Here is a 23825-nt window from a genome sequence, read left to right as displayed (position 1 = left end):
ATTGAAACATATCCCGATGTCGTGACACGTGCCCGTGAGTTTGCGTTTCGAAACCTTGCTGAATGACGCGCCGCACCGCATCTCCTTGGTATCGAAACCCGGAGGAGCCAATGGCAACCCTTAGAAAGATCCTGCTTGTCGATGACGACGAAGACCTGCGCGAGGCGCTGTCCGAACAGCTTGTAATGACTGAGGATTTCGACGTGTTCGAAGCCGGCTCCGGTGCCGAGGCAATGGAAAAGGCCAAGGCCGGGATCTACGATCTGGTCATTCTCGACGTGGGCCTGCCGGACACCGATGGCCGCGAATTGTGCCGCCTGATGCGCAAGCAAGGCGTGAAATGCCCGGTGCTGATGCTGACCGGCCATGACAGCGACGCGGACACGATCCTCGGCCTTGATGCCGGAGCGAACGACTACGTCACGAAACCGTTCAAGCTGCCAGTGCTTCTGGCCCGGATCCGCGCACAGTTGCGCCAGCATGAGCAGTCCGAAGACGCGATCTTCCAGCTTGGACCCTATACGTTCAAGCCCGCGATGAAGATGTTGGAGACTGAAGACGATCGCAAAATCCGCCTGACGGAAAAGGAAACCAACATCCTCAAGTTCCTTTATCGCGCCACCGATGGCGTGGTCGCGCGGGACATCCTTCTACACGAAGTTTGGGGGTACAATGCGGGCGTAACCACCCATACTCTCGAGACCCACATTTACCGTCTGCGCCAGAAGATCGAGCCCGACCCCTCCAACGCCCGCATCCTCGTGACCGAGAGCGGGGGGTACCGCCTCGTGGCATAAATGACACGGTACCAAAGGTCGTGTCCAAAAGTCCCATTTGGGACACGCTGCCGACACGGTATCTTGGCACCATCTAACGACCCCACGCCGTTACGGGGTTATGCAACGGCACCTCCCTGTTGGACTTGCCGGGCCCCGTGCCCGGCATTTTTTTGATTGAACGCAACTTTCGCCTGCTCTGGCGATTCACTGCCGCCCAATTGCTGAGCGCAGCGGTCAGCTTTTGGGCCAAAGCTACACGCCGTTTTCACGACTCGCCAATTTTTGTGCGGCGACGCTTGGCAGGCCATGTGTGACGCGGTGACGTCGCAGCATGGACTTGCGCTTCTTTGAGATCACACGCTCGCCAGAGTACCTCTGGCTGCTGACCGAAGGGGCGATGCTCAGCGCAGGGCTGACATTTCTGGCCGGGATTCTCGGCTTCATCCTGGCGCTCGGACTGTCTGCGTCCCGCTTGGCAAAACTGCCGGTTCTATCACAGATTTCAACTGCCTACGTAGAGTTCATTCGCAACACACCCTTGCTCGTCCAGTTGTTCTTCGTGGCCTTTGGGCTGCCGTTGCTGCTGGGGTATCAATGGCCGTTTTGGGCGCACGCGTTGCTGGCGCTGACCCTGAACTTCTCCGCTTACTTTGCGGAGATTTTGCGCGCGGGCTACCTGGGCGTGGGGCAGGGGCAGATTGAGGCCGCGCGCGCCCTGGGACTGAAACCGGTCACGATTTTCTTCAAGGTGACACTGCCGCAGGCCATCGCAACGACGTTTCCGTCGCTGTCGTCCCAGTTCATCTTCCTGTTTCTGACCACCGGCGTCGTTTCGGAAATCGGGGTCAATGACCTGACACAGGCGGGTCTATTCATAGACAGCCGAACCTTCCGCTCATTCGAAGTCTTCATCACGCTTACGGCGATCTATATCGGCCTGTCCCTGATGTTCAAAAGCCTCATGGCCGCCACAGCGCGCTATGCGTTTGCCTGGACCGATGCCCGATGAGGGCCCTGCTCGAAACCCTTCTAGGCAAGCCCGAAGGGATCGTCGTTTTCCAGCTTCTGGAGGCGACGCAGTTTACGATCTATCTGTCTTTGCTGGCGTTTATCGGCGGCGGCATTTTTGGCGGGTTGATCACGCTGGCGCGTATCTCGCCGCAAAAGTGGCTCAAGAAAGCGGCGATTTCGTACATCTGGCTGTTCCAATCGACACCCCTTTTGATGCTGCTGTTCCTGACCGGGCTCGGCATACCGCGCCTGATGGGGCAGGATGTGAACCCGTGGATTGCGGCGGGTGTGTCGCTGACGCTCTATGCCTCGGCCTATATGGCGGATGTCTGGCGCGGCGCGATCGAGAGCTTGCCCCAAGGCCAGTGGGAGGGCGGCAGCGCACTGGGCCTGCGGTTTGGCGCGACGCTGCGCCATATCATCCTGCCGCAGGCGATCCGTGTCGCGCTGGCACCGACGGTCGGGTTCATGGTCCAGATCATCAAGGGCACGTCGCTGGCCTACATCATCGGATTCCACGACCTGATGGCCATCGGGCGAAGATGGGCCAATGCGCCGGTGGAGGGAACGGAGCCCTTCATCATCTATCCGCTGATGGCCCTGGTTTACTTTTCGCTTTGCTACCCGCTCTCGCTGATCGCCCGGAGGCTGGAACGCCGCCTGGGCAGCATCAGCGACCGCCCGAAGGCCGAAGTGGCCTGATTTTTTTCAACCGAGGAGACCTAGAAATGACCTTTCTCAAAAGCCTGTTGGCCGGGGCCGCGTTGGCCCTTGCGACTGTGCCAGCCCATGCGGACCTGTCGGACATTCTGTCCGAAGGCACGATCCAGATCGCCGTGCCCGAGAACTTTCCGCCCTTCGGCTCCCTCGGGGCGGAGGGCGAACATGTTGGCTATGATGTCGACGTTGCCAAACTGATCGCGGAGGATCTGGGCGTCGAGCTGGAGCTTGTGCCCGTTACCTCCAAACAGCGCATTCCGTTTCTGGAAACCGACCGTGTGGATCTGGTGATCTCCTCGATGGGTGCCAACCCGGAGCGTGCGAAGTCGATCTGGTTCTCGTCGGCCTATGCTCCGTTCTACTCCGGTGCCTTCGCCGCGTCGGGTGTCGCGGTTGCGAGCGCCGCCGATCTGGCAGGACTGAAGGTAGGTCTGACTGGCGGCACGCTTGAGGATCTGGAACTGACCGACAGCGCCCCAGAGGGCACGGAGATCATCCGGTTCGGCGATAACGCGGCCACTCTGGCGGCGTTCACCTCGGGTCAGGTCGATGTGCTGGTGACCGGCAACACGGTCGCCGCGGGGCTGTCGGCGGACAACCCTGACCTGGATATGGAAACCAAGTTCATCATCAAGGAAAGCCCGGCGTTCATCGGCGTGAAGAAGGGCAACTTCGACCTGCTGCAATGGGTGAACGTCTTCATCCTGCACAAGACCCTCGGCGGGCAGTTGAACGACCTGTCCGAGACTTGGCTGGGTCAGCCCCTGCCACCGCTACCGGCGTTGTAGGAAACCGTCTGCGCCCGGACCAACCGGGCGCAGGTCATCCGGGCACGCGGTCTCCGAAGATCGCAGACCCGACACGGATATGCGTCGCCCCCTGTGCGATCGCACTTTCGAAATCCCGCGACATGCCCATGCTCAACCCGGTCAGCCCATTGCGCGCAGCCAGTTTGGCCAGCAACGCGAAATGCAACGACGGTTCCTCGTCCACGGGCGGGATGCACATGAGTCCCTTCAGCGGCAGATCGAGTGCCCGGCACTCCGCCACAAGCGCATCGACGTCCGGCAGCGCGCACCCGGCCTTTTGCCCCTCGTCGCCGGTGTTCACCTGCACGAAGATATCCGGGCTACGGCCAAGTTCCTGCGCGTGATCGGCAAGCCGGCGGGCGAGCTTGGTGCGGTCGACGGTATGGATGGCGTCGAACAATTCAACTGCGGGGCGGGTCTTGTTGGACTGCAATGGACCGATCAGATGCAGATCAATGCCGTCGAACCGGTCTTTGAACTCCGGCCATTTGCCTTGGGCTTCCTGCACGCGGTTTTCGCCGAACACGCGGTGGCCTGCGGTCAGCACGGCCTCCACCCGCGCGAGCGGCTGCACCTTTGAGACGGCAATCAACTGGATATCGGCGGGGTCTCTTCCGGCTTTGCGTGCGGCGGTCTCAACCCGTTCGGTAATCTCTGGCAATCCCATTGCGACCTCTCCGTCAGCGCCCGCATTGGTCATCCCAAAAGAAAAGAGCGGGCACAAGGCCCGCTCTTTCCATCCAATCGATTTGGGTCGATTAGAACTTGAAGGACATACCAAGCGACGCGACCAGCTGGTCGTCGGTGTCGTTGTTGGCGAAGTCGATGGTGTAAACCTGACCGATACCTGCGTCGAGCGATGCACCGCCGCCGAGGTCGTAGTTCACGCCGATACCGTAGTCCCAACCGTCGATGTTGGTGTCTTCAACTTCGGTGTAGTTGGCCGCGAAGGACAGGGTGTAACCACCCAGGTCGTAGGATGCGGACACACCGTAACCGTTCAGGTCGAGGTCGGTCGGCTCGTTCTCGTGCTCGGCATAGTAGATGTCGAAGTCGAAGCCAGCCAGTTCACCGCCGAAGAACAGCGAGATGGACTCACCGCCACCGATCAGGGACAGGCCGTCGGAGTTCACGTTGTCCTGGTAGTCTTCGATTTCAACGTAGCCGATGCCAACGTCGAAGGAACCGAAGTCATAACCCAGAGCGACCGCGTAGTTTTCTTCGAAGCTGTCTGCAGTCACAGTCAGTTCAAAACCAGCAACGGCCAGTTCGTACATGATGTTCGAGTCGATCTCGTCACCAGTGTCGAAGCCTGCGTCGGCGTCAGCGAAGATCAGCGAGTCGATCTTGTTGTCGATGCCGATGCCGTCGTAGCCGGGGTCACGGGTCTTGCCACCGAACGCGGTGTCGGTTGCGACGTCCACGTCACCGATGGTCAGGGTGCCGAAGCCACCGGACACGAAGATTTCCGGGTCGAAGCCCTGATCGTTGGAGTCAGCAGTTGCGTTCGAGTCGTTCTCGAAGTCAGCGGACGCACCGAAGGTCAGACCGGAGTCTGTGGTGGTGGAGCCAGCCAGGTCGAACTGCAGTTCGTAGTCCAGGAACAGTTCGTCATCAACAGCGTCGCCGTTGCCGTCGGTGACGGTGCGGTCTTCCTGATAGATCACGCCGAACTGCGCGGAGCCGCTGAGGGTGACGTCGGCGTATGCGAAGCCGGACGTTGCCACCAGAGCGGTCGAAGCGATGAGAAGTTTTTTCATCGAGTTTCCCTCGTGTGTTAACAGTGCACCCCAGCGCAGTGCATCCGGCTGGGTATGCCCCTCTTTCGATCTTTCCCCATTTGATTGCAAGCGGCGGCATTTCTTGCAGAAAAGCTGCCCCGGAATTGGTGCAACAAAGACACAGTGATGTGGACCGCCCAACCAGCGCCCCCTCAGCAGCGGCTCAAGCGGCCGTTTTCCTTGGCGAATGAGGGCGGGCTTGTCTCAGTTACCCCTGTCCGCTAAGACGCGAACAGGCCGAGATGACGAAGGATGCCCACCCATGACCGCACGCTCCACACGCACTGTCGGATCGCTGATCGTGCTGGGTTTCCTGTCGGCCTGCGGCGCGTTCGACTCGATGGATTCTCTGGGCGGCGAGGCACAGCCGACGACGGCGCAGCTCGAGGCGCAGGAGCAAGACACGATCTGGGATATCTTCGAGAACAACATCGACCCCAACACCACCGTCGAAGTGAACAAGTATATCTGGAACGCCTCGCTGGAGGTGCTGGATTTCCTGCCGATCGAAACGGTGGACCCGTTTACCGGCGTGATCGTCACCGGGTTTGGCACAGCCCCCGGATCGGGCCGGGCCTACCGCGCAACGGTTTTCGTGCAGGACCCGGCGCTTGATGCGCGGTCACTGCGCCTGGCGCTTGCAACGCGGTCCGGCCCAGCGGACCCTGATACCGTTCTGGCGGTCGAAGATGCGATCCTGACCCGCGCGCGCCAGCTACGGTTGCGGGACGCCGGACTCTGAGCGCCGCAGGGCACTGGCCCGGCGCGCCTCCGGCGGAGGTATTTTTCGCACAAAAGAAAAGGGCCAAAACGGTTGGCGCCGCCTTCGGTCCTAGACGTTCCGCAAGCGGACCGCTACACCGCTGCCCGTCCGGTCTGCGTGGCCGGGCAAGAGCCGCCGAGAAGGAAATCCGCAATGTCCCGTTACGCTCCGAGCGCAGTTGAAAGCAAATGGCAGGCCGCATGGGCCGACGCCCGCACGTTCGAGGCGCGGCAGGACAGTTCCCGCCCCAAGTACTACGTGCTGGAGATGTTCCCCTATCCCTCGGGGCGTATCCATATGGGGCATGTGCGCAACTACACGATGGGCGACGTGGTCGCGCGCTACAAACTGAGCACGGGGCACAACGTGCTGCATCCGATGGGGTGGGATGCCTTTGGAATGCCTGCGGAAAATGCGGCCATGGCCTCAGGCGGACACCCGGCGGAATGGACCTATGACAACATCGCCGTGATGCGCGACCAGATGAAACCGCTGGGGCTCAGCATCGACTGGTCACGAGAGTTTGCAACCTGCGACCCGGAGTACTACGCGCAGCAGCAGGCGCTTTTCATCGACATGATGGAGGCCGGTCTGGTCTACCGCAAGAACGCCGTGGTCAACTGGGACCCCGTCGACATGACCGTTCTGGCCAACGAACAGGTGATCGATGGCAAGGGCTGGCGTTCGGGCGCGGAGGTTGAACGGCGCGAACTGACGCAATGGTTCTTTGCGATCTCGGACATGGCAGGCGATCTGCTGGATGCGCTCGATGGTCTGAAGGACTGGCCGGAGAAGGTTCGCACCATGCAGGCCAACTGGATCGGCAAGTCGCGTGGTTTGCAAATGGCGTTTGACCTGACAGAGCCGGTGGCGGGACACGACAAGGTCGAGGTTTACACGACACGTCCCGATACTCTGATGGGGGCATCTTTCGTCGGTCTGTCGCCCGATCACCCGATCACCAAGGCGCTTGAGGCAGACAATCCGGACCTGGCCGCCTTCTGCGCGGATGTTCGCAAGGGCGGCACCACCGAGGAAGCGCTGGAGACAGCCGAAAAGCGAGGATTCGACACCGGGCTGCGGGTGCGTCATCCGCTGAACCCCGAATGGGAACTGCCGGTCTGGGTCGCGAACTTCATCCTGATGGACTACGGCACCGGCGCGATCTTCGCCTGCCCGGCCCATGACCAGCGCGACCTTGATTTCGCGAGGAAGTACGACCTGCCGGTGATCGATACCTATGTTGCAGTCGAGGATGGCACCCCGGTGGAAGCCGAGGCCTACGTTCCACCGAAGACCGAGAAGGTACGTTTCAAAAACCATTTCGCGGGTGTGGACGTCGCCACCGGCGAGGAGGCGATTGCCGCCACCATCGCGTTTGCCGAGCAGGCGGGCTGGGGCGAAGGGGTAACCAAGTTCCGCCTGCGCGACTGGGGTGTCTCGCGACAGCGCTACTGGGGATGCCCCATCCCGGTGGTGCATTGCGAGATCTGCGGCATTGTTCCGGAGAAGAAAGAGAATCTGCCTGTCGAGTTGCCACGCGACGTTTCCTTTGATCAGCCGGGAAATCCGCTGGACCGGCACCCCACATGGCGCAATGTGCCCTGCCCGTCCTGCGGCGCGCCCGCCCGGCGCGAGACGGACACGATGGACACGTTCGCCGACAGTTCCTGGTACTATGCGCGCTTCACCGCGCCCCACGCGACCACACCGACCGATCTGGAGGCTGCGTCCTACTGGATGAATGTCGACCAGTATATCGGTGGCGTGGAGCACGCGATCCTGCATCTGCTCTACGCGCGCTTCTTCGCACGTGCGATGCAAATCACGGGGCATTTGCCGGAAAAGGCGATCGAGCCGTTCGATGCGCTGTTTACGCAAGGCATGGTCACGCACGAGATTTACCTGACGCGCGATGAAAAAGGCCGTCCGGTCTATCACCTGCCGGAAGACGTGGACGTCGAGGCACGCACGCTTTTGTCAACGGGTGCCCCGTTGGAGGTGATCCCCTCGGCCAAGATGTCCAAATCAAAGAAGAATGTGGTGGACCCGGTGTCGATCATCGACGCGTTCGGGGCGGATACGGCGCGTTGGTTCGTCATGTCCGACAGCCCGCCGGAGCGTGACGTCGAATGGACCGCCGCGGGTGCCGAGGCCGCGTACAAGCACCTAGGGCGGGTCTGGCGCCTGGCGGAGGACCTTCGCCAGAGCGGCGCGGAGGCGGCTCCCGCAGGGGGCTCCGACGTGCCGCTCGCCCGGGCCACGGCGCGCGCGATCGCGGATGTCACTGCGGGGATCGAAGGGTTCGCCTTCAACAAGTCCATCGCGAAGCTCTATGAATTCACCAACACGCTTGCCAAGTCTCAAGCACCGGCGTCCGACCGGATCGCAGCGATGCGGGTGATGGCCCAGTTGATGTCACCGATGACCCCGCATCTGGCCGAAGAAATCTGGTCGATGCTCGGGGGAACGGGGCTTGTCGCCGAGGCACCCTGGCCTGAGGCCGATCCGGCGCTGCTGGTTGATGACAGCGTCACCCTGCCCATCCAGGTCAACGGGAAACGCCGGTCGGAGATAACCGTTCCGAAAGACATGCCGAAGGAAGAGGTTGAAAAGCTGGCTCTGGCCGATGATGCTGTGCAGAGGGCGCTTGCCGGAGGAGCCCCGAAGAAGCTGATCGTCGTGCCCGGCCGGATTGTGAATGTCGTCATCTGATCTGACCCGCCGCAAGGTCCTGCAATGCGCGCCCTGCGTGCTTGTCCTGGCAGGGTGTGGCTTTACACCGGTTTACGCACCAGGCGAGGCCGCCTCCCGATTGCAGCGCACGGTCCTCTACCAGGAACCGAGGTCGCCGGATCAGTTCGACATTGCCCGGCACGTCGAACGCCGCCTTGGCACGGCGACCGCCCCCAAGTTCGGGCTGTTGATCCTGCCGAGTGTCCGGAGCGAGTCTCTCGCCGTGGCCGCGGAAGAAGACATCACGCGCTTCGATCTCATCGGGATTGCGACTTACACTCTGACCGACCTGCGCACCGGTCAGGCGATCCAGTCCGGACGGGTCGATACTTTCACGTCCTATTCCGCAACAGGAACGACCGTGAGCACCCGGTCAGCACAGCGCGAGGCGCGCAGCCGGTTGATGGTTGCGCTCACCGATCTGGTTCTGGTCCGCCTGATCGCGGCGGCGGACACGCTGCCGGAATGAAACTCTCTGCCTCTGCCCTTCCGGGATACGTGAAACGACCGGAACCGGACCGGGCTGGCGTTTTGTTTTACGGGGCCGATCCGATGCGGGTGGCCCTGCGACGACAGGCCTTGCTGAAGGCGTTGGTCGGAGAGAACGGCGAAGAGGAAATGCGCCTGACGCGGCTGGCCGGATCAGATCTGCGCTGTGACGGGGCAGCCGTGGGGGATGCCATGCGCGCCCAGAGCTTTTTTCCCGGCCCCCGCGCAGTGTTCGTCGATGGCGCAAACGATCAGGGCGCCCCAGCCTTGATCGCCGCGCTTGAGGATTGGCAAGCCGGTGATGCAACGCTTGTCGTCACGGCAGGCCCCCTGAAAAAATCGTCAAAACTGCGAAAGGCCTTCGAAGAGCATGCGAATGCCTATGCCGCCGGGATTTACAACGATCCGCCGGGGCGCGAGGAGATCGAGGCAGCGTTGACGTCCGCTGGTCTGACAGCCGTCCCGCCGGATGCCATGGGCGATCTGACCGCCCTCGCCCGCGCTCTGGATCCGGGTGATTTTGCGCAGTTCGTCGAGAAACTGGGGCTCTACAAGCATGGGGATACAAGCCCGCTGACGCCCGGCGACATCACCGCCGTTGCGCCTGCCACGACGGAGGCCGAGCTTGACAGCCTGCTGCACGCAGTGGCCGAGGGGCAGGCACAGGCCATCGGCCCGCTGATGGCGCGTTTGTCCGGACAAGGCGAGGGTGCCGTACGCCTTTGCATCGCAGCAACCATGCATTTCCGCAGGCTTTACACGGGGGCGATCGACCCCGGCGGGCCGGGCAGCGGCCTTGCACGGGCCCGTCCGCCGGTCTTTGGCCCGGCGCGTGACAGGATGATCAGGCAGGCTCAAGGCTGGGGGGCTCCAAGGCTTGAGCAGGCGCTGTCGATCCTGACAGAAACCGACATGACCTTGCGATCTGCACAAAAAGCGCCGCAGATGGCGGTCATGGAACGCGCGTTGATCCGCCTCGCCATGCTGGGGGGCCGCGGACGCACCTGACCGGGAGGGGATATGGGCAACTATACCGTCATCGGCACAGCCAAGAGCCGAGCCTTTCGCGTGCTCTGGATGCTGGAGGAACTGCAGGCCCCCTACACCCACGTGGCCGTTTCACCGCGCGATCAGGTGGTCCGCGGTCACAATCCGTCAGGCAAGGTCCCCGTGTTGCTGGCGGGGGATGCAGTTCTGACCGACAGCGCCGCGATCCTGACCTATCTGGCCGACAGCCATGCGCAGCTGACAGAACCCGCCGGTACATTGGCCCGGGCGCATCAGGACGCCATTACGCACCTGGTCCTCGATGAACTCGACGCCCTGCTCTGGGCCGCTGCGCGCCACAGCTTCGTCTTGCCAGAGGACCGCCGGGTTCCCGAGGTCAAGGACAGCCTCAGGTGGGAATTCACGCGCAATTGCAGGCGGCTGGCAACGCGGATGGGCGACGCGCCCTTTGCCGCCGGCGACCAGATGCGGATCACCGATATCATACTCACGCATTGCCTCGGCTGGGCCATCAACGCCAAATTCGAGATAGAGGCCCCAAGCCTGCTGGACTATCTTGGGCGCATGCGGGAACGACCCGCGTTCATCCGCGCCTCAGCCCGCTAGGCGCCGTGCGGCGGCTGCCCCGGCCCAGGACCCGGTCGCCAGGCAAGCCGTCAGCAGATACCCGCCGGTTGGGGCCTCCCAATCGAGCATCTCACCGCACGCATAGGTCCCCGGACGGGCGGTCAGCATCAGATCGGCATCGAGCACATCCCAACGCAATCCGCCGGCAACCGAGATTGCCTCGTCCAGCGGGCGCGGACCGTCATGGTCGAGCGGCAGGGCCTTCAACGTCGCCGCGAGAGCCTTGGGGTCCGACGGCAGCGGTCGCGCAACTTCCTGCGCCAAAGCGATGGCCAGCTTCGACAGGCCAAGCGTCTTACGCAGATGCGTGGCAAGACTGGCCTTGCCCCTTGGGCGCGCAAGACGCTGCACCACAGCGGCGATTGCCAGATCAGGTTTCAGATCCACGGTCATCGGGGTTCCGGCCCGTATCTCGGGCGACAGCGCGTAGACGCCGCCACCTTCGATCCCCCGCGCCGAGACTATCACCTCGCCCCGGCTGACCACCTCGCCGGCGCGCAGCGCGATGCCCTTGAGCGGTTGACCGAGGTGCGGGGTCATATGGGGCGACCAGGCTCGCATGACGCCCATGTTTGCAGGTGCAAAGGGCGTTGTCGGGCCAAGCTGATCCGTCCACGCGCCATCCGACCCCAGACGCGCCCAACTGCCCCCCCCCAGGGCCAGCACCGTTACATCCGGGTGCAGTGTCCGCCGACCATCCGGCGTGGCAAATGTGGCACCTGACCCGGCCCAGCCAAGCCACCGCCAGCGCGCGCGGAACTCCGCCCCCTGAGCAACAAGATCCGCCAGCCATGCGCGCAGCAAAGGCGACGCTTTCATAGCGTCTGGAAAAACCCGTCCGGTGGACCCGGCGAAAACCGACTGCCCAAGGGATGCGGCCCACGCTTCCACCTCTGCCGGGCCGAATGCGGCCAGCATCGGTGCAAGGTGAGGGGCCGCTGCACGGTAGGCCGCGTGAAATGCCTGTGGGCTTTCGCGCTTTGTCAGGTTCAGTCCGGACTTGCCCGCCATCAGGAACTTGCGTCCCGCTGATGGCATGCGGTCGGTAATCACCACATGGCGTCCGGCCTGCGCCAGTCGCGATGCCGCCATCAGCCCGGCAGGGCCCGCACCGATAATCAGCGCGTCACACTCTTGTCCTGTCGCCATTGTGCCGCATCCTTGAAGCCAGTGGCGGAAAAGCTCAAGCGAAAGGAGCGGCAGGATGACGAGGCATGACGGGAACGAACTGCCTATCTGCCCGCTCTGTGAGCGGCCGATTCCGCCGCAAGCCCGCCAAAGCCTGCATCACCTGATCCCGAAACTGCGCGGCGGCAAGGGCGGGCCGACGGTTTTGCTGCATCAGATCTGCCATAATGAAATCCATGCAACACTGAGAGAGGCGGAGCTTGCCCGCAGCTATCACACCATTCCGGCCTTGCAGGGCCACCCCCGGCTGGCGAAGTTCATTCTATGGGTTGCGAAACGACCAACGGAGTTTCATTCCAGAACACCCGGTGCGCGCCGCGCCGGACGGGGCCGCAAGCGATAGGGACAGGAGCCTCCGGCGGGACTGTTTTCCGACCTGATCGGGCGCGTGTTCTCAGGACGCGAGCGTCATCGCAGCGCGGAGGTTTTCATGCAGAACCGGGTTCGCCACGAGTGCTCCGGGCGTTTTCGCACCGGGACTATTGAACACAAGCGGCGCGCCGAGCCTATCCGTGACCCTGGCACCGGCTTCGGCGGCGATCAGGCATCCGGCCGCGATGTCCCATTCCCATGCGTCACGGATTGTCATCATCGCATCGAAGCGCCCTTCGGCGACGAGGGAGACCCGGTACGCAAGCGAGGTCCGGAAATGACGCGCCAGATCAGGGGGCGTGCCGCCCCAGTGCTCGGGCGCGAAATTCGGTTTGGCCGCAAGCATGGAGGCCCCGCCGGGTTGGCTGCGTGCGGAGGTCGTGATCGGCGCGCCGTTCAACGTCGCGCCATAGCCAAGCGCGGCTGCGTACAGCTTGTCGCGCAGCGGCAAGTAGACCACGCCGGCCACCGGACGACCCTGTTCGACCACGGTCAGCGCATGGGCAAACGTCCGTTGACCCGCGATGAACGAGCGCGTGCCGTCAATCGGGTCCACTACGAACACACGATCCGCCTGCAATCGCTCGGGCGTATCGGCGGTCTCTTCGGAAAGCCAGCCGTAATCCGGGCGGGCCGCAAGAAGTTCGGCATGCAGCATCGCGTCGACTTCGAGATCGGCCTCCGTCACGGGCCCGGCGCCATCCGCCTTGTCCCAGGTTTCAGGGTCGGCGCGCCAGTGTTTGACGGCGATCCTGCCTGCGGCGCGGGCGGCGTCGATCAGCAGAGCGAGATCGCTGCGCGCATCAGCTTCCGGCAATCGTCAACCCCTCGACGAGCAGACTCGGGACCACACGGCTCAGGTGCGGGCGCGCGTCATTCGCGGGTGTCAGGCGCACAAGCATGTCACGCAGATTGCCCGCGATTGTGCATTCGTTGACCGCATAGGTGATTTCACCGTTTTCCACCCAGAACCCCGACGCCCCGCGAGAGTAGTCGCCCGTGGTGGGGTTGATGGACGCCCCGATCATCGAGGTGACGAGCAGGCCCGTGCCCATCTGCGCGATCAGGTCATCGCGCGACGCCGTACCGGGACTCAGTGTAACGTTCGTGACCGAGGGTTGCGGACCCGACGAGGTACCCCGCGCGGCATTTGCTGTGCTGGGCATGTCCAGCTTGCGCCCGGTACCCAGATCGAGTGTCCACCCCATAAGCACCCCGTCATCGACAATCGCGCGGCGTGCGGTCGGCAAGCCTTCGGCATCGAAGGGTCGAGACCCCGACACACGGGGGCGGTGCGGGTCTTCGATCAAGGACATCCCCTTGGGCAGCACCTGAGCGCCCAACGCATCGCGCAACCAGCTGGCGCCGCGCGCAACTGACGCCCCGCTGGCCGCCGCCAGAAGATGACCGATCAGCGCGCTGGAAATACGCTCGTCATAGAGGACTGGAAAGGCCCCGGTCGGTGGTTTGCGCGCCCCGGCGCGGGCAAGGGTACGCTCGGCCGCGAGGATACCGACCTCCTCAGGGGTTGGCAGGTCAGCGGCATGGATCCGGCTCTCGCCCGCGTAGTCGCGTTCCATGTCCGTGCCGCTTCCGGTGATTGCCACGACGGACAACCCCGTATCCGTGCGGCCGTATCCGCCCGAAAAGCCGTTGGAGGCTGCAAGGTGCACCTGCCGCGCCGCGTACCCAGCAGAGGCGGACTGCACCTGACTGATGCCGTCAAAGCCCTGTGCCGCTGCCTCGGCGCGCGTGGCAGCCTCCTGAAGGTCGGATGGTGACGGCTCGGGGGCCGGATCGTGCAGTTCCAAGGCGTCCGTATCCCAGTCGCGGGCCAGCTGACCCGGATCAGCAAGGCCGATGCATGGGTCATCCGGGGCCTCGCCGGCCATCGCAACCGCGCGGGCTGCCATCTCGGCCACCGTGTCCGGGCTTGCATCGGACGACGAGACCACCGCGGCCTTCTGACCTATCAGGACACGCAACCCGAGGTCTATTCCTTCGGATCTTTCGGCCTGTTCCAACGCGCCCCCCCGGACATCAATCGACAGGGATGTACCTTGCACCGCAATCGCGTCAGCTGCATCGGCGCCTGCCGATTTCGCCGCGCTCAGCAAGGCATCTGTCAGGGTGGCGAGGTCTTGAGGCATGGCCGGCTCCGGTCTGGGTTCCCCGAAGACCTAGGCCGCGCGCTGCGCATGTGCAAGCAGGTGGCCGCCTAGCGGATGCGCTGACCGTTTGCCGTAATCCCGCCTGAGGGGCTCACCTCGATCTCGGAGGTCAGGACATCCCCGCCGCCCGGGGCCGGACGCGCAAGCATCCCCAGCATCATCTGCGCCCCCATGGCGTTGGTCGGATCGAGCAGCCCAAGCGTGATAAGGTTGTTGATGAAGCCTGAAAGCCCCCGCATCTCGACGTTCAGCTTGCCGGACAGAGGCGGCATACCCGGCATCGCGGGCGGGGCGTTGGGGTCCATGGCGAAGGCCCCGTTTGCCGTTGCCTGCGCCCCCGCTGCGGACAGGTCGAGTTGCTCCAATGCAAGAGCCAGCACATCGCCGGGGGCCGGATCTTCGGGGTCAACGGGACCGGTAAGGTCCTTGTCAAGTTGCGCCAGCCCGGACAATTCCAGGACAAGGCTCGCCGGATCGCGGGCAAGTAACCCGCCGGGATCAACGGTGGCCCAAAGCGCCTCTGGAATGCTCAGCCCGAGCAAGGCAAGGGCGGCTGAAAACGGTTGGGGCTCGGCACCGGCCAGCATCGGGCCATCCACCCGAAAGCCGATTTCGTCTGCGGTCAGGTTCACCGGTACCGGCAAATCGGCGCTGGCGACATCCAGTATCATCCCTTTCACGTTCGCGGCATAGAGCGCGCGGCCTTTGCCGAACTCCCCCTCCAATGCGCCGCTTTCGGCGCGCCCGGATATCGTCCCGCCGCCTGAAGGCCCGCGCGTATCAAGTGTAAAAGACGCCGGGCCATGTTGCGTCTTCAGGGCGGTTGGTGTCTCGGCCCGGAACACTGCCGCCGGATCACCAACCCCCATGCTGGCAAACTCCGCGTAGTTCGCCGAGCCACTGAAGGTCAGGTCCGTCAATCCGTAGTCCAGTTTGATGGCATTGCCCTGTTGGTCATCGGCGGTCACTGCAAGCGCGACCGCTGCGATACTGCCCTGCCCCGCATAGGTCTGCCCGGTCTGGGTTGTCACCGAAGCAAGTTCGTTGGCCGCCATCTGAAACGTGATCGGGAGGTCTTCGTCGTTCACGGCCAAGCGATCAAGTGTCAGCTGCGCGAGGTTGGCCGCGAAATCGTAGACCAGGCTGCCGGGTTCCCCGCGCGCAACCGAGTCCAGCCCTGTAAACACGAGGTTCAACGTCCCTTCGGACCGCTCCCCGTCCGCCGTGCCGCCGAAATCGATGCGGTACCCGCCATCGAGGTCGATCCGGACGCTGCCATCGGTTTGTTCTGTCAGCACCAGCCCATCAATGACGGTTATGTTGCGGCCCACCTCGGGGTCGATTGGCATGCGTTGCGTGATCCCTTCCAGACGCAAAACTCCGTTCGAGTAAGTGCGGTTGGCAATCGCAACCTCCTGCCCAAGGGACGTGAGGGCTTCTTGCCACTCCTCCCACAGCTCGGGCGCGGTCAGTGCCGTTGCAGGTGTGGTGGCCAGCGTCACCCCGGCAAGAACAGAACCCGACAGGACACAGGCCGTCAGGGACAAACGGATCGACATTGGGTGCACTCCTCGCAAAATTCGCTTCCTTTGTTCCTGTCCGCGCGTATAGGGTCAACCCTGCCGGGGAGCGACGGCAAACGACGAGAGAGAATATGGGCCCAGACAGCCCCGTTTCCGGGCAATCCGTCCTGATCACAGGCGCAAGTACCGGCATTGGCGCAGAAGCCGTGCGCATTTTCACTGCAGCGGGCGCCCGCGTGGCTGCCACGGCGCGGTCGGCCGACAAGCTGGCCACCCTTGCGGCCGAGACAGGCGCGCTCGCCCTTCCGTGTGATGTGTCTGACTTCGACGCAATGCAGAGCGCGTTCTTGCAAGCGACCTCGGCGCATGGTCCGATCGATATCCTGATCAACAATGCCGCTGTCATCGAGCCAATCGCGATGCTGTCGGAAGTTGACGCGCAGGCCTGGAGCCAGTTGATCGATATCAACGTGAAAGGCGTTTTCTACGGCATGCGCCTTGCTCTGCCGGACATGTTGGCACGGGGCAGCGGGACAATCCTGACCCTCAGTTCTGGCGCTGCGCATAACGCATTGGAAGGCTGGTCGGGGTATTGCACGTCGAAGGCAGCCGCGGCCATGCTGACCCGGTCCGCCCACCGCGAGGGCTCCGGAAGTGGCCTGCGCGTCATGGGCCTGAGCCCCGGAACGGTTGCAACCCACATGCAGCGGGAGATCAAAGCCTCGGGCATAAACCCGGTCAGCCAGTTGGATTGGTCTGATCACATCCCGGCCGATTTTCCCGCACGCGCGTTGTTGTGGATGTGCAGCGCAGACGCCGATGAATTTTGTGGCGAGGAAATTTCGCTGCGGGACCCCGACATTCGCGCCCGGATAGGAGACGCCACATGATCACCAGCCAGACCAATGGTGCGCGCTGCACCATCACGCTCAACCGGCCCGACAAGGCCAATGCCCTGACCGCCGAAATGCTGGAAATGCTGGAACGCCGCGTCGGGGAGGCCGAGGGCGCAGGGGTGCCGGTTCTTATCCTGACCGGTGCAGGAAAGGTCTTCAGCGCTGGCGCGGACTTGCAGGATGTGCACAACGGGCTGACGACCAACGCAGTTTGGGAACGGCTGTCTACACGGATCGCGCGTTACCCGGGCCTGACAATTGCCGCCCTGAATGGCACCTGCGCGGGTGGCGCGCTCGGGATGATGCTCGCCTGCGACCTGAGGGTGGCCGTGGACAAGGCCAAGGTGTTCTACCCCGTGCTGAAGAATGGCTTTCTGCCGCAACCTTCGGACCCCCGCCGCCTTGCAGCGCTGTGCGGGTTGAGCCGGGCCAAGATGATCCTGCTGGGCGGTCAGAAAGTCGATGCGCAAACAGCCCTGTCCTGGGGCCTGTTCGATGCGCTCGCGACACCGGATGACTTGCTTGAGGTCGTGACCGATCTTTCCGCGGATGCCGTCAACGCCAATCCAACATTGCTGGCACAGATAAAGGCGCTGTGTCACGGCGACGGCCCGCGGCGTGCGATGCCCGGCCCGGCCCCGGCTCCGGCCCAGCAACTCAGCCCGCATCCCACGACCGCCCGTGCGGTGTTTGGCGCATCCGGTCTTTCCGCAGTGGCCGCCAAGAGCGACTGACCCTCAGAGCATCCGGATGGCGGTCTTGTCGATTGCCAGCAGGTAGCCCTTGCGAGAGATGTTCTTGACCAGCAGTTCGGCAACCATCTGGTTGCCCAACCCGTCGCGCAGGCGCTTTATCCGGGTGGCGCCGGCGGCTTCCTCGCACGTGCTGGCATCGCGGCCCTGAATGACGCCTTCAAGCTCCGCACCCGACAGGATGTCGCCGTCCATCCGCGCCTCGGCCAGAACCGACAAGGTTTCCATCGCAGCGGCGGTCAGCTTGAACTCCATGTCGTTCAACACGACAATGCCTTCCTCCCGGCTGATCATCAGGGACGACACCTCGATCCCCTTGCGACCGATCTCGGACATCCGGCGGTTCATCATCACCAGAGACACGAGGAACACCAGCGCCGCCACAAGCAGCGCAGTCGAGAAGACCAGCAGAACGAATATCACGACCCGGTAGGAGGCCAGCGTGTCCGAGAACGCCGTGCCGCTCTGGGCGAGAATCTCCAGAAGCTTGATCTGATCGGATGTCGTCAGCGCATCGTTCTCAACGAAAATCCGCTCCACCCGTTCGTTGAACGCATTTGCATCGGGCAATGTCCGAAACAGGCCGAAGGCAGCCAGCGACAGGATCACGACGATAGCCGCGACGCCCAGACCGACAATCCGCGTGCCCGCGCGCTTCGCCTCAGAAGCGGAGATAGTATTGTCCGGCATCGGCCTTGCGCCTTTCCAAACCTTCCGCCCCGAAGGTGGAGACGATGTTGAGCAATGTCCACCCGGATGCCTGCAGCCGGGCCTTTGCCTCGGTCACCGCTGCGTTGCGGTTGGTGCACGCGGCATCGCTGAGTTGCAGCACTCCGTAATGCAGGCGCAAGGGCTGCTCTGTCTTGGCCTTGTAGTCGGCATAGCACGCCGCCTGCGCCACACTTGTGATCGCCAGAAGCGCAAGCGCCAGAAAGCCGGTTTTCATCGCGGTTCGCATGGTCCCATGAACCCCGATCCGATGGCGATATTCAATAGCGGTCCGGCGATATTGCCTGGCCGGACCGGGCATACCCATCCTCGCCCCATCCAAAAGAAATGGAGAGGCCCGATGATCAGAACAACCGCCGCCTTGTGCCTGAGCCTTGTGCTCGGGATCACGGGCACGACCCGGCCCGCGCAGGCGAACGAGGATCTTTTGGGTCAACTGCTTTTTGGAGCCGTGGCCGCCGGGATCGCGTACCAGGTCCTGCGTGATTACGACAACTCACACCCGGCTGCCAACCCCCTTCCAAGCGTGAACCGAGCTGCACCGCCGCAGGCACGCGCGCTGCGAGGCCCGTCGCAGCGCCCTGCGGCAAACCGTGGGCTGCGTCATGGGGAAATAGATGTCGGCCCGGGCTGGTCCCCGCGAGAGAAGCGCAGGGCCTGTCGGCAGGTCCTGCCGACGCGACGCGGTGAAGTACGGTTCATCGCGGATCGTTGTCTGAACCATCCGCGCGCCCGACCGCGCGTACCGCACGCTTGCCTGCGCGACCGGTGGGGTCGGGGTCAGGCGCGTCAGGTTTACAGTCGGCAGTGTCTTGCCCGCTACGGGCAGGTACGCTGAACGGATCGGTTGCACGTTCGGCCGACTGAGTGAAAAGGCAGGGGCGACCCTGCCTTTTTGCGCTTGCCGCGAGGGGCGCTGGGCGGGCATCAAAGGGTATGACGCAGCCGCACTACCGTTTCGAAACTGCCCTCGCCCGCGACGGCTTTGCCCGCGTGGCAGGGGTGGACGAAGTGGGACGCGGTCCGCTGGCCGGACCGGTTGTTGCCGCGGCGGTGGTTCTGGACCCCGAACACATTCCTGACGGATTGAATGACAGCAAGAAACTGACCGCAGCAAGGCGCGAGGCACTGACCGCCGCCCTATGGGAATGCGCGGACGTGGCCGTTGGCGAGGCCAGCGTGGCCGAGATCGACAGCTTGAACATCCGGATCGCCTCGCATCTTGCCATGCAACGGGCGCTGGCCGGATTGACTGGCGTCGATGCGGCTTTGATCGACGGGCGTGACATTCCTGCGGACCTGCCATGCCCCGGCCGCGCGATCATCAAGGGCGACGCGCAAAGCCTGTCCATCGCCGCCGCGTCCATTGTGGCCAAAACGACACGCGATGCGCAGATGGTGGCCCTGGCCGCGCAGTTCCCGGGATATGGGTGGGAGAAAAACGCCGGTTACCCGACAAAAATGCATCGCGCCGCACTTCTAGATATTGGGGTCAGCCCTGTTCATAGACGCAGTTTCAAGCCTGTCCACAATATCTTGTATCAAGAAAAATAACTAAGCCCTTGATTCAAAAAAGAATTTGACGGCGAATCGCCTTTGACTCATCCTGAGCGCAACAACAAGCGCATTAGCGTGAACGAGGCAGACGATGAAAACCAAGACCAAAAAGCCGGAAGCCGGGGGGCTTCCGCTCAACCAGATTTTGGCGGGCGATTGCATCGACGTGATGAATTCCCTGCCCGAGGCATCGGTGGATCTGATCTTTGCGGACCCGCCCTATAACCTTCAATTGAGGGGTGATCTTCACCGGCCCGACAACTCGAAGGTCGATGCGGTGGACGACGCTTGGGACCAGTTCTCCAGCTTTGGGACCTATGACCGGTTTACACGCGACTGGCTCGCGGCGGCGCGTCGGTTGCTCAAGCCCAATGGCGCGATCTGGGTGATCGGATCCTATCACAACGTCTTCCGCATGGGCGCTGAGTTGCAAAACCAGGGCTTCTGGATCCTGAATGATGTGGTGTGGCGCAAGTCGAACCCGATGCCGAATTTCCGCGGCAAGCGGTTCACCAACGCGCATGAGACGCTGATCTGGGCCTCAAAGGCTGAAGGCGCGAAATACACATTCAACTACGAAGCGCTCAAACAGCTGAACGACGGGGTACAGATGCGCTCCGACTGGGTGATCCCGATTTGCACCGGGCATGAGCGGCTGAAAGACGAGGCCGGCGACAAGGCGCACCCGACGCAAAAGCCCGAAGCGTTGCTGCACCGGGTGTTGGTGGGCACGACCAATCCGGGCGATGTCGTGCTCGACCCGTTCTTTGGCACTGGCACGACCGGCGCTGTGGCCAAGATGTTGGGACGCGACTTCATCGGCATCGAACGCGAAGAGGCCTATCGCACGGTCGCCGAGAAGCGGCTGAAGGACATTCGAAAGTTTGACCGCCAGAGCCTTGCCGTCACGCAATCCAAGCGCGCAGAGCCGCGCGTGCCCTTTGGTCAACTGGTCGAACGCGGGATGTTGCGGCCGGGCGAGATGCTCGTCTCGCCTGGTGGCAAGTACGCCAAGGTCCGCGCCGATGGGACCCTGATCGCCGACGAGATCACCGGTTCGATCCACCAGGTGGGTGCTGCGTTGGAACACGCACCGTCCTGCAACGGCTGGACCTATTGGCACTTCAAGCGCGAGGGCAAAACCGTGCCCATCGATCTGCTGCGCCAGCAGATCCGCGCCGAGATGCGCGCCAACTGACACTGGAGTTACCGCCTGTGCCTGCGGCCCGCCGCCGCGATGGCACATGACTTACCCCGCCTGCTGGTCAGGCGGGGTTTTTTCATTTCAGGTTGATTTTCCAGGTCCGATTGATCAAATGCAAGGCTCTGAACCGGAGGAGCCGCATGAAACTCAACGCCGATTTCTCTGAACGGGTGGTGATCCGCCCGGGTGACTACAATTGGGTCGACAGCCCGGCAAACGGTGTGCAGCGTATGATGCTCGACCGGATCGGCGACGAGGTGGCGCGGGCCACGACCATTGTCCGGTTCGCCCCAAACAGCCGCTTTGATGCCCATACCCACGGCGGCGGCGAGGAGTACCTCGTGTTGGCTGGGGTTTTTTCGGACGAGCACGCCGACTATCCGGCGGGCACCTATGTGCGGAACCCGATTGGAACTTCCCATACCCCGCATATCGGGGCCGAGGGCGCGACGATTCTCGTAAAGCTCCACCAGTTCGACGCGGATGACACCGATCAGAAAGCGATCGATACGCGTACCACTGACTTTGTTCCAGGGTCGGCCCCCGGGCTGAGCGTTCTGCCGCTCCATTCCGTCACGGGCGAGAACGTTGCCTTGGTGCGGTGGGCCCCCGGCACCCGGTTCAACACCCACACCCATTGGGGCGGCGAGGAGATCTTTGTACTCGAAGGGACATTTCAGGACGAACATGGCGACTATCCGGCCGGTACATGGATCCGCAGCCCGCACCTGTCGCAGCACACGCCCTTTTCTGACGACGGCTGTCTCATCTACGTCAAGACAGGGCACCTTCTGATGGACGAGGTCACCTGACAAGCGGGTCGATCGAACGGTCCTCCGCCTCTTTTGCATGACATGGGCTTTCCTGAACGCCCGTCGCCCTATGTCTCGCCATGAAGGAGATGGATGATGCAGAAAATTCTTGTGATCGGAGCCAGCAAAGGGATCGGCGAAGAGGTCGTGAAAACAGCGCTGGCGCGCGACCTGTCGGTGCGGGCGTTTGCGCGCAGTGCAGACAAGATGACCATCAGCGATCCGAACTTCGAGGCCGTTGCTGGGGACGCTACCAAGCCAGAGGATGTGGACCCTGCACTAGATGGCGTGGACGGGGTGATCATGGCGCTTGGCGTACCGAAGAACCTGAGCTTCATCGTCAAACCAACCACGGTTTTTTCGGATGCGACCCGGGCGATCCTGCCGGGGATGCAAGCACGTGGGATTAAGAGATTGCTTGTTGTCACCGGATACGGTGCGGGCGATGGCGAACAGGCGCTCAGCAGCTTCGAAAAACTGCCATTCAAGGCCATCTTCGGACGTGCCTACGCAGACAAAGGCGTGCAGGAGGACCTGATCAAAGCCTCCGATCTGGACTGGACGATCGCACGGCCGGGGGTGCTGACATACAACCACGCGTCACATGATTACAAGATCCTGACGGAACCGAAGGATTGGCGCAACGGGCTGATATCGCGCGCGGATGTGGCCGATTTTCTGGTGACCAGCTTTGTTGACGGCAGCTATATCCACCAGACCCCGGTTCTGGTGCGCTAGCGCGGCATCGGGGTCTCTGCCCGCTTGTAGGGCCCCCAATCCGCAATCTCGGGATAGTGTAGCTTGCGCCACGCCCGCACGCGGGGGTTCATCATGCGCCGCCAAATCGGTGGAACCATCGCCGCCATCGTCATGACCGGGTAGCCAAATGGCAACTGTGGCGCCTCGTTCTCGCCATAAGTTTGCAACAGCGGAAACCGTCGATCGGGTTTGTAGTGATGATCGGAGTGACGTTGCAAGTTGATCAGCAACCAGTTCGACGCCTGCTGCGTGTTATTCCAGCTGTGGTGCGGCCGAACATGCTCGTATCTGCCCTCGCCGAGATATTTTCGCGTCAAGCCGTAGTGTTCGACGTAATTCACAAGCTCCAGTTGCCAGACGGCGACGAAGGCTTGGAACGCAAAAAGCCCGAGGCCGATCCAGCCGCCCAAAGCAAAAGCCAGCAGGAGCCAGGAGGTTTGCAGCACCGCATAGCGCCAGAACGGGTTGGTGCGATTCCAGACAGGCAGGCCCTTCCGCGCGAGCATTGCGCGCTCGGCTTTCCAGCTTGAGACAGCGCATTGCCACAGGACTCGCGCGAAGAAACGGTGAAACCCTTCGTTGTAGCGCGCTGTAACCGGGTCACGCGGCGTGCCGATATAACGATGGTGCACGAGCAGATGTTCAGACCGGAAATGACTGTAAAGGACCGACGACAAAAGCAGATCGGCCAGCCAGCGTTCCGAAGTGTTTTTCTGGTGCATCAGCTCGTGGGAATAGGTGATCCCTACAGTGCCAGACGCGACGCCCATGCCAAAGAACGCGCCCAATTTCTCCCACCCTCCAAGATGGGCAGCAGCGGGGACGTACCAGAGCAGCCAAACCAACAGCATCGCCTGCACCGGGAACCAAAGCATGGTGATCGCCCGGTGCCAGACCAGCGCGGCCTCAGCAGTTTGCGGGTCCGCGTTTGCCGTGTCTTCGCCAATCACGGCATCGAGGACCGAAAACAGTCCCCAGCTGGCCAAAGGTGTCAGCAAAACCCACCACCCGCCGAGCAGCGCACCGCAAACGATCACCGGGACCAACCCAAGGGTCAGCCAGAAAGGTGCAGCAGGCGACAGGTGGTCTATGTTCGGGATCGCGGTCATCGTGCGGGTCTCTTACCACAGAATTTTGAC

The 23825-nt window shown here is 62.8% G+C and carries 26 protein-coding genes; 17 read left to right on the top strand and 9 right to left on the bottom strand.

Annotated features, from left to right (window positions below; translation table 11 throughout):
• Positions 1–110: 110 nt before the first annotated feature.
• The 4 genes from ACP15N_RS14795 to ACP15N_RS14780 all read left to right on the top strand — a co-directional run bounded on the left by ACP15N_RS14795 (position 111) and on the right by ACP15N_RS14780 (position 3298).
• Positions 111–797 carry a response regulator transcription factor gene (locus tag ACP15N_RS14795; RefSeq protein ID WP_425093094.1) on the top strand — a complete coding sequence of 229 codons (687 nt, stop codon included), beginning with the start codon at positions 111–113 and terminating at the stop codon, positions 795–797.
• Between the two features lie 313 nt (positions 798–1110).
• Complete coding sequence (locus ACP15N_RS14790) at positions 1111–1788, top strand: amino acid ABC transporter permease (RefSeq protein ID WP_425093093.1); 678 nt, start codon at positions 1111–1113, stop codon at positions 1786–1788.
• Entirely contained in the window at positions 1785–2492 is a 708-nt protein-coding gene (locus ACP15N_RS14785) for an amino acid ABC transporter permease (protein WP_425093092.1), read from the top strand. Before ACP15N_RS14790 ends, ACP15N_RS14785 begins: the two co-directional genes overlap by 4 nt.
• A 26-nt stretch (positions 2493–2518) precedes the next feature.
• Positions 2519–3298, top strand: coding sequence for a transporter substrate-binding domain-containing protein (locus tag ACP15N_RS14780; protein ID WP_425093091.1), 780 nt, complete (start codon positions 2519–2521; stop codon positions 3296–3298).
• A 34-nt stretch (positions 3299–3332) separates the two neighbouring features.
• Here ACP15N_RS14780 and ACP15N_RS14775 read toward each other — a convergent pair whose 3' ends face one another.
• Entirely contained in the window at positions 3333–3986 is a 654-nt protein-coding gene (locus ACP15N_RS14775) for a YggS family pyridoxal phosphate-dependent enzyme (RefSeq protein ID WP_425093090.1), read from the bottom strand.
• A 91-nt stretch (positions 3987–4077) separates the two neighbouring features.
• Complete coding sequence (locus ACP15N_RS14770) at positions 4078–5079, bottom strand: porin (RefSeq protein WP_425093089.1); 1002 nt, start codon at positions 5077–5079, stop codon at positions 4078–4080.
• Positions 5080–5362: 283 nt separating this feature from the next.
• Between ACP15N_RS14770 and ACP15N_RS14765 the strand changes: the two genes are divergently transcribed.
• The 5 genes from ACP15N_RS14765 (at position 5363) to ACP15N_RS14745 (ending at position 10702) form a co-directional block, all read left to right on the top strand.
• Positions 5363–5842: a DUF3576 domain-containing protein gene (locus ACP15N_RS14765; protein ID WP_425093088.1), complete on the top strand. Its 480-nt coding sequence runs from the start codon at positions 5363–5365 to the stop codon at positions 5840–5842.
• Positions 5843–6016: 174 nt separating this feature from the next.
• Entirely contained in the window at positions 6017–8578 is a 2562-nt protein-coding gene (gene leuS, locus ACP15N_RS14760) for a leucine--tRNA ligase (RefSeq protein WP_425093087.1), read from the top strand.
• On the top strand, positions 8565–9068 hold the full coding sequence (locus tag ACP15N_RS14755; RefSeq protein WP_425093086.1) for an LPS assembly lipoprotein LptE: 504 nt from the start codon (positions 8565–8567) through the stop codon (positions 9066–9068). Before leuS ends, ACP15N_RS14755 begins: the two co-directional genes overlap by 14 nt.
• A complete protein-coding gene (holA, locus tag ACP15N_RS14750) occupies positions 9065–10096 on the top strand; it encodes a DNA polymerase III subunit delta (protein WP_425093085.1) in 1032 nt (343 codons plus the stop codon). The genes ACP15N_RS14755 and holA overlap by 4 nt, the downstream gene beginning before the upstream one ends.
• A 12-nt stretch (positions 10097–10108) precedes the next feature.
• Entirely contained in the window at positions 10109–10702 is a 594-nt protein-coding gene (locus tag ACP15N_RS14745) for a glutathione S-transferase family protein (RefSeq protein ID WP_425093084.1), read from the top strand.
• Here the strand turns inward: ACP15N_RS14745 and ACP15N_RS14740 are convergent.
• Positions 10691–11872, bottom strand: coding sequence for a TIGR03862 family flavoprotein (locus ACP15N_RS14740; protein ID WP_425093083.1), 1182 nt, complete (start codon positions 11870–11872; stop codon positions 10691–10693). The genes ACP15N_RS14745 and ACP15N_RS14740 overlap by 12 nt on opposite strands.
• A gap of 55 nt (positions 11873–11927) precedes the next feature.
• Here ACP15N_RS14740 and ACP15N_RS14735 point away from each other — a divergent pair, with 55 nt between their 5' ends.
• Complete coding sequence (locus tag ACP15N_RS14735; RefSeq protein ID WP_425093082.1) at positions 11928–12254, top strand: HNH endonuclease; 327 nt, start codon at positions 11928–11930, stop codon at positions 12252–12254.
• 51 nt (positions 12255–12305) lie between these two features.
• Here ACP15N_RS14735 and ACP15N_RS14730 read toward each other — a convergent pair whose 3' ends face one another.
• From ACP15N_RS14730 to ACP15N_RS14720, 3 genes are all read right to left on the bottom strand, one after another.
• Complete coding sequence (locus ACP15N_RS14730; protein WP_425093081.1) at positions 12306–13100, bottom strand: 3'(2'),5'-bisphosphate nucleotidase CysQ; 795 nt, start codon at positions 13098–13100, stop codon at positions 12306–12308.
• On the bottom strand, positions 13087–14433 hold the full coding sequence (locus ACP15N_RS14725) for a TldD/PmbA family protein (protein ID WP_425093080.1): 1347 nt from the start codon (positions 14431–14433) through the stop codon (positions 13087–13089). Before ACP15N_RS14725 ends, ACP15N_RS14730 begins: the two co-directional genes overlap by 14 nt.
• A 68-nt stretch (positions 14434–14501) precedes the next feature.
• A complete protein-coding gene (locus ACP15N_RS14720; RefSeq protein WP_425093079.1) occupies positions 14502–16013 on the bottom strand; it encodes a DUF2125 domain-containing protein in 1512 nt (503 codons plus the stop codon).
• Positions 16014–16108: 95 nt separating this feature from the next.
• Here ACP15N_RS14720 and ACP15N_RS14715 point away from each other — a divergent pair, with 95 nt between their 5' ends.
• Both ACP15N_RS14715 and ACP15N_RS14710 read left to right on the top strand, forming a co-directional pair.
• Entirely contained in the window at positions 16109–16867 is a 759-nt protein-coding gene (locus ACP15N_RS14715; RefSeq protein ID WP_425093078.1) for an SDR family oxidoreductase, read from the top strand.
• Entirely contained in the window at positions 16864–17607 is a 744-nt protein-coding gene (locus tag ACP15N_RS14710; RefSeq protein WP_425093077.1) for an enoyl-CoA hydratase/isomerase family protein, read from the top strand. Before ACP15N_RS14715 ends, ACP15N_RS14710 begins: the two co-directional genes overlap by 4 nt.
• Positions 17608–17610: 3 nt before the next feature.
• On the opposite strand, the gene ACP15N_RS14705 is transcribed toward ACP15N_RS14710, so the two are convergent.
• Positions 17611–18315: a winged helix-turn-helix domain-containing protein gene (locus tag ACP15N_RS14705; RefSeq protein ID WP_425093076.1), complete on the bottom strand. Its 705-nt coding sequence runs from the start codon at positions 18313–18315 to the stop codon at positions 17611–17613.
• The gene (locus ACP15N_RS14700) at positions 18287–18571 is read right to left on the bottom strand and encodes a hypothetical protein (RefSeq protein ID WP_425093075.1); all 285 of its coding nucleotides are present in this window, start codon (positions 18569–18571) and stop codon (positions 18287–18289) included. Before ACP15N_RS14700 ends, ACP15N_RS14705 begins: the two co-directional genes overlap by 29 nt.
• Before the next feature lie 123 nt (positions 18572–18694).
• On the opposite strand from ACP15N_RS14700, the gene ACP15N_RS14695 reads away from it, so the two are divergent.
• The 5 genes from ACP15N_RS14695 to ACP15N_RS14675 all read left to right on the top strand — a co-directional run bounded on the left by ACP15N_RS14695 (position 18695) and on the right by ACP15N_RS14675 (position 22665).
• Positions 18695–19192, top strand: a complete 498-nt coding sequence (locus ACP15N_RS14695; protein WP_425093074.1) for a hypothetical protein — start codon at positions 18695–18697, stop codon at positions 19190–19192.
• Positions 19193–19290: 98 nt separating this feature from the next.
• The gene (locus tag ACP15N_RS14690) at positions 19291–19908 is read left to right on the top strand and encodes a ribonuclease HII (RefSeq protein WP_425093073.1); all 618 of its coding nucleotides are present in this window, start codon (positions 19291–19293) and stop codon (positions 19906–19908) included.
• 94 nt (positions 19909–20002) lie between these two features.
• The gene (locus tag ACP15N_RS14685) at positions 20003–21109 is read left to right on the top strand and encodes a site-specific DNA-methyltransferase (protein ID WP_425093072.1); all 1107 of its coding nucleotides are present in this window, start codon (positions 20003–20005) and stop codon (positions 21107–21109) included.
• Between the two features lie 146 nt (positions 21110–21255).
• Positions 21256–21927: a cupin domain-containing protein gene (locus ACP15N_RS14680; RefSeq protein ID WP_425093071.1), complete on the top strand. Its 672-nt coding sequence runs from the start codon at positions 21256–21258 to the stop codon at positions 21925–21927.
• Between the two features lie 96 nt (positions 21928–22023).
• On the top strand, positions 22024–22665 hold the full coding sequence (locus ACP15N_RS14675; protein ID WP_425093070.1) for an NAD(P)-dependent oxidoreductase: 642 nt from the start codon (positions 22024–22026) through the stop codon (positions 22663–22665).
• Here ACP15N_RS14675 and ACP15N_RS14670 read toward each other — a convergent pair.
• A complete protein-coding gene (locus ACP15N_RS14670; protein ID WP_425093069.1) occupies positions 22662–23795 on the bottom strand; it encodes an alkane 1-monooxygenase in 1134 nt (377 codons plus the stop codon). The genes ACP15N_RS14675 and ACP15N_RS14670 overlap by 4 nt on opposite strands.
• Positions 23796–23825 lie beyond the last annotated feature (30 nt).

Origin of the sequence: Tropicimonas sp. S265A, from assembly GCF_049800835.1 — a bacterium.
GTDB lineage: Bacteria > Pseudomonadota > Alphaproteobacteria > Rhodobacterales > Rhodobacteraceae > Dinoroseobacter.
Note: the sequence above shows the minus strand (reverse complement) of the source record. Positions and strands in the feature narration are given on the sequence as shown.

Excerpts from the sequence above, each read along its gene's own strand:
- ACP15N_RS14795 (WP_425093094.1), top strand. The coding sequence starts at position 111 with ATGGCAACCCTTAGAAAGATCCTGCTTGTCGATGACGACGAAGACCTG.
- ACP15N_RS14790 (WP_425093093.1), top strand. The coding sequence starts at position 1,111 with ATGGACTTGCGCTTCTTTGAGATCACACGCTCGCCAGAGTACCTCTGG.
- ACP15N_RS14785 (WP_425093092.1), top strand. The coding sequence starts at position 1,785 with ATGAGGGCCCTGCTCGAAACCCTTCTAGGCAAGCCCGAAGGGATCGTC.
- ACP15N_RS14780 (WP_425093091.1), top strand. The coding sequence starts at position 2,519 with ATGACCTTTCTCAAAAGCCTGTTGGCCGGGGCCGCGTTGGCCCTTGCG.
- ACP15N_RS14775 (WP_425093090.1), bottom strand. The coding sequence starts at position 3,986 with ATGGGATTGCCAGAGATTACCGAACGGGTTGAGACCGCCGCACGCAAA.
- ACP15N_RS14770 (WP_425093089.1), bottom strand. The coding sequence starts at position 5,079 with ATGAAAAAACTTCTCATCGCTTCGACCGCTCTGGTGGCAACGTCCGGC.
- ACP15N_RS14765 (WP_425093088.1), top strand. The coding sequence starts at position 5,363 with ATGACCGCACGCTCCACACGCACTGTCGGATCGCTGATCGTGCTGGGT.
- leuS (WP_425093087.1), top strand. The coding sequence starts at position 6,017 with ATGTCCCGTTACGCTCCGAGCGCAGTTGAAAGCAAATGGCAGGCCGCA.
- ACP15N_RS14755 (WP_425093086.1), top strand. The coding sequence starts at position 8,565 with ATGTCGTCATCTGATCTGACCCGCCGCAAGGTCCTGCAATGCGCGCCC.
- holA (WP_425093085.1), top strand. The coding sequence starts at position 9,065 with ATGAAACTCTCTGCCTCTGCCCTTCCGGGATACGTGAAACGACCGGAA.
- ACP15N_RS14745 (WP_425093084.1), top strand. The coding sequence starts at position 10,109 with ATGGGCAACTATACCGTCATCGGCACAGCCAAGAGCCGAGCCTTTCGC.
- ACP15N_RS14740 (WP_425093083.1), bottom strand. The coding sequence starts at position 11,872 with ATGGCGACAGGACAAGAGTGTGACGCGCTGATTATCGGTGCGGGCCCT.
- ACP15N_RS14735 (WP_425093082.1), top strand. The coding sequence starts at position 11,928 with ATGACGAGGCATGACGGGAACGAACTGCCTATCTGCCCGCTCTGTGAG.
- ACP15N_RS14725 (WP_425093080.1), bottom strand. The coding sequence starts at position 14,433 with ATGCCTCAAGACCTCGCCACCCTGACAGATGCCTTGCTGAGCGCGGCG.
- ACP15N_RS14720 (WP_425093079.1), bottom strand. The coding sequence starts at position 16,013 with ATGTCGATCCGTTTGTCCCTGACGGCCTGTGTCCTGTCGGGTTCTGTT.
- ACP15N_RS14715 (WP_425093078.1), top strand. The coding sequence starts at position 16,109 with ATGGGCCCAGACAGCCCCGTTTCCGGGCAATCCGTCCTGATCACAGGC.
- ACP15N_RS14710 (WP_425093077.1), top strand. The coding sequence starts at position 16,864 with ATGATCACCAGCCAGACCAATGGTGCGCGCTGCACCATCACGCTCAAC.
- ACP15N_RS14705 (WP_425093076.1), bottom strand. The coding sequence starts at position 18,315 with ATGCCGGACAATACTATCTCCGCTTCTGAGGCGAAGCGCGCGGGCACG.
- ACP15N_RS14700 (WP_425093075.1), bottom strand. The coding sequence starts at position 18,571 with ATGAAAACCGGCTTTCTGGCGCTTGCGCTTCTGGCGATCACAAGTGTG.
- ACP15N_RS14695 (WP_425093074.1), top strand. The coding sequence starts at position 18,695 with ATGATCAGAACAACCGCCGCCTTGTGCCTGAGCCTTGTGCTCGGGATC.
- ACP15N_RS14690 (WP_425093073.1), top strand. The coding sequence starts at position 19,291 with ATGACGCAGCCGCACTACCGTTTCGAAACTGCCCTCGCCCGCGACGGC.
- ACP15N_RS14685 (WP_425093072.1), top strand. The coding sequence starts at position 20,003 with ATGAAAACCAAGACCAAAAAGCCGGAAGCCGGGGGGCTTCCGCTCAAC.
- ACP15N_RS14680 (WP_425093071.1), top strand. The coding sequence starts at position 21,256 with ATGAAACTCAACGCCGATTTCTCTGAACGGGTGGTGATCCGCCCGGGT.
- ACP15N_RS14675 (WP_425093070.1), top strand. The coding sequence starts at position 22,024 with ATGCAGAAAATTCTTGTGATCGGAGCCAGCAAAGGGATCGGCGAAGAG.
- ACP15N_RS14670 (WP_425093069.1), bottom strand. The coding sequence starts at position 23,795 with ATGACCGCGATCCCGAACATAGACCACCTGTCGCCTGCTGCACCTTTC.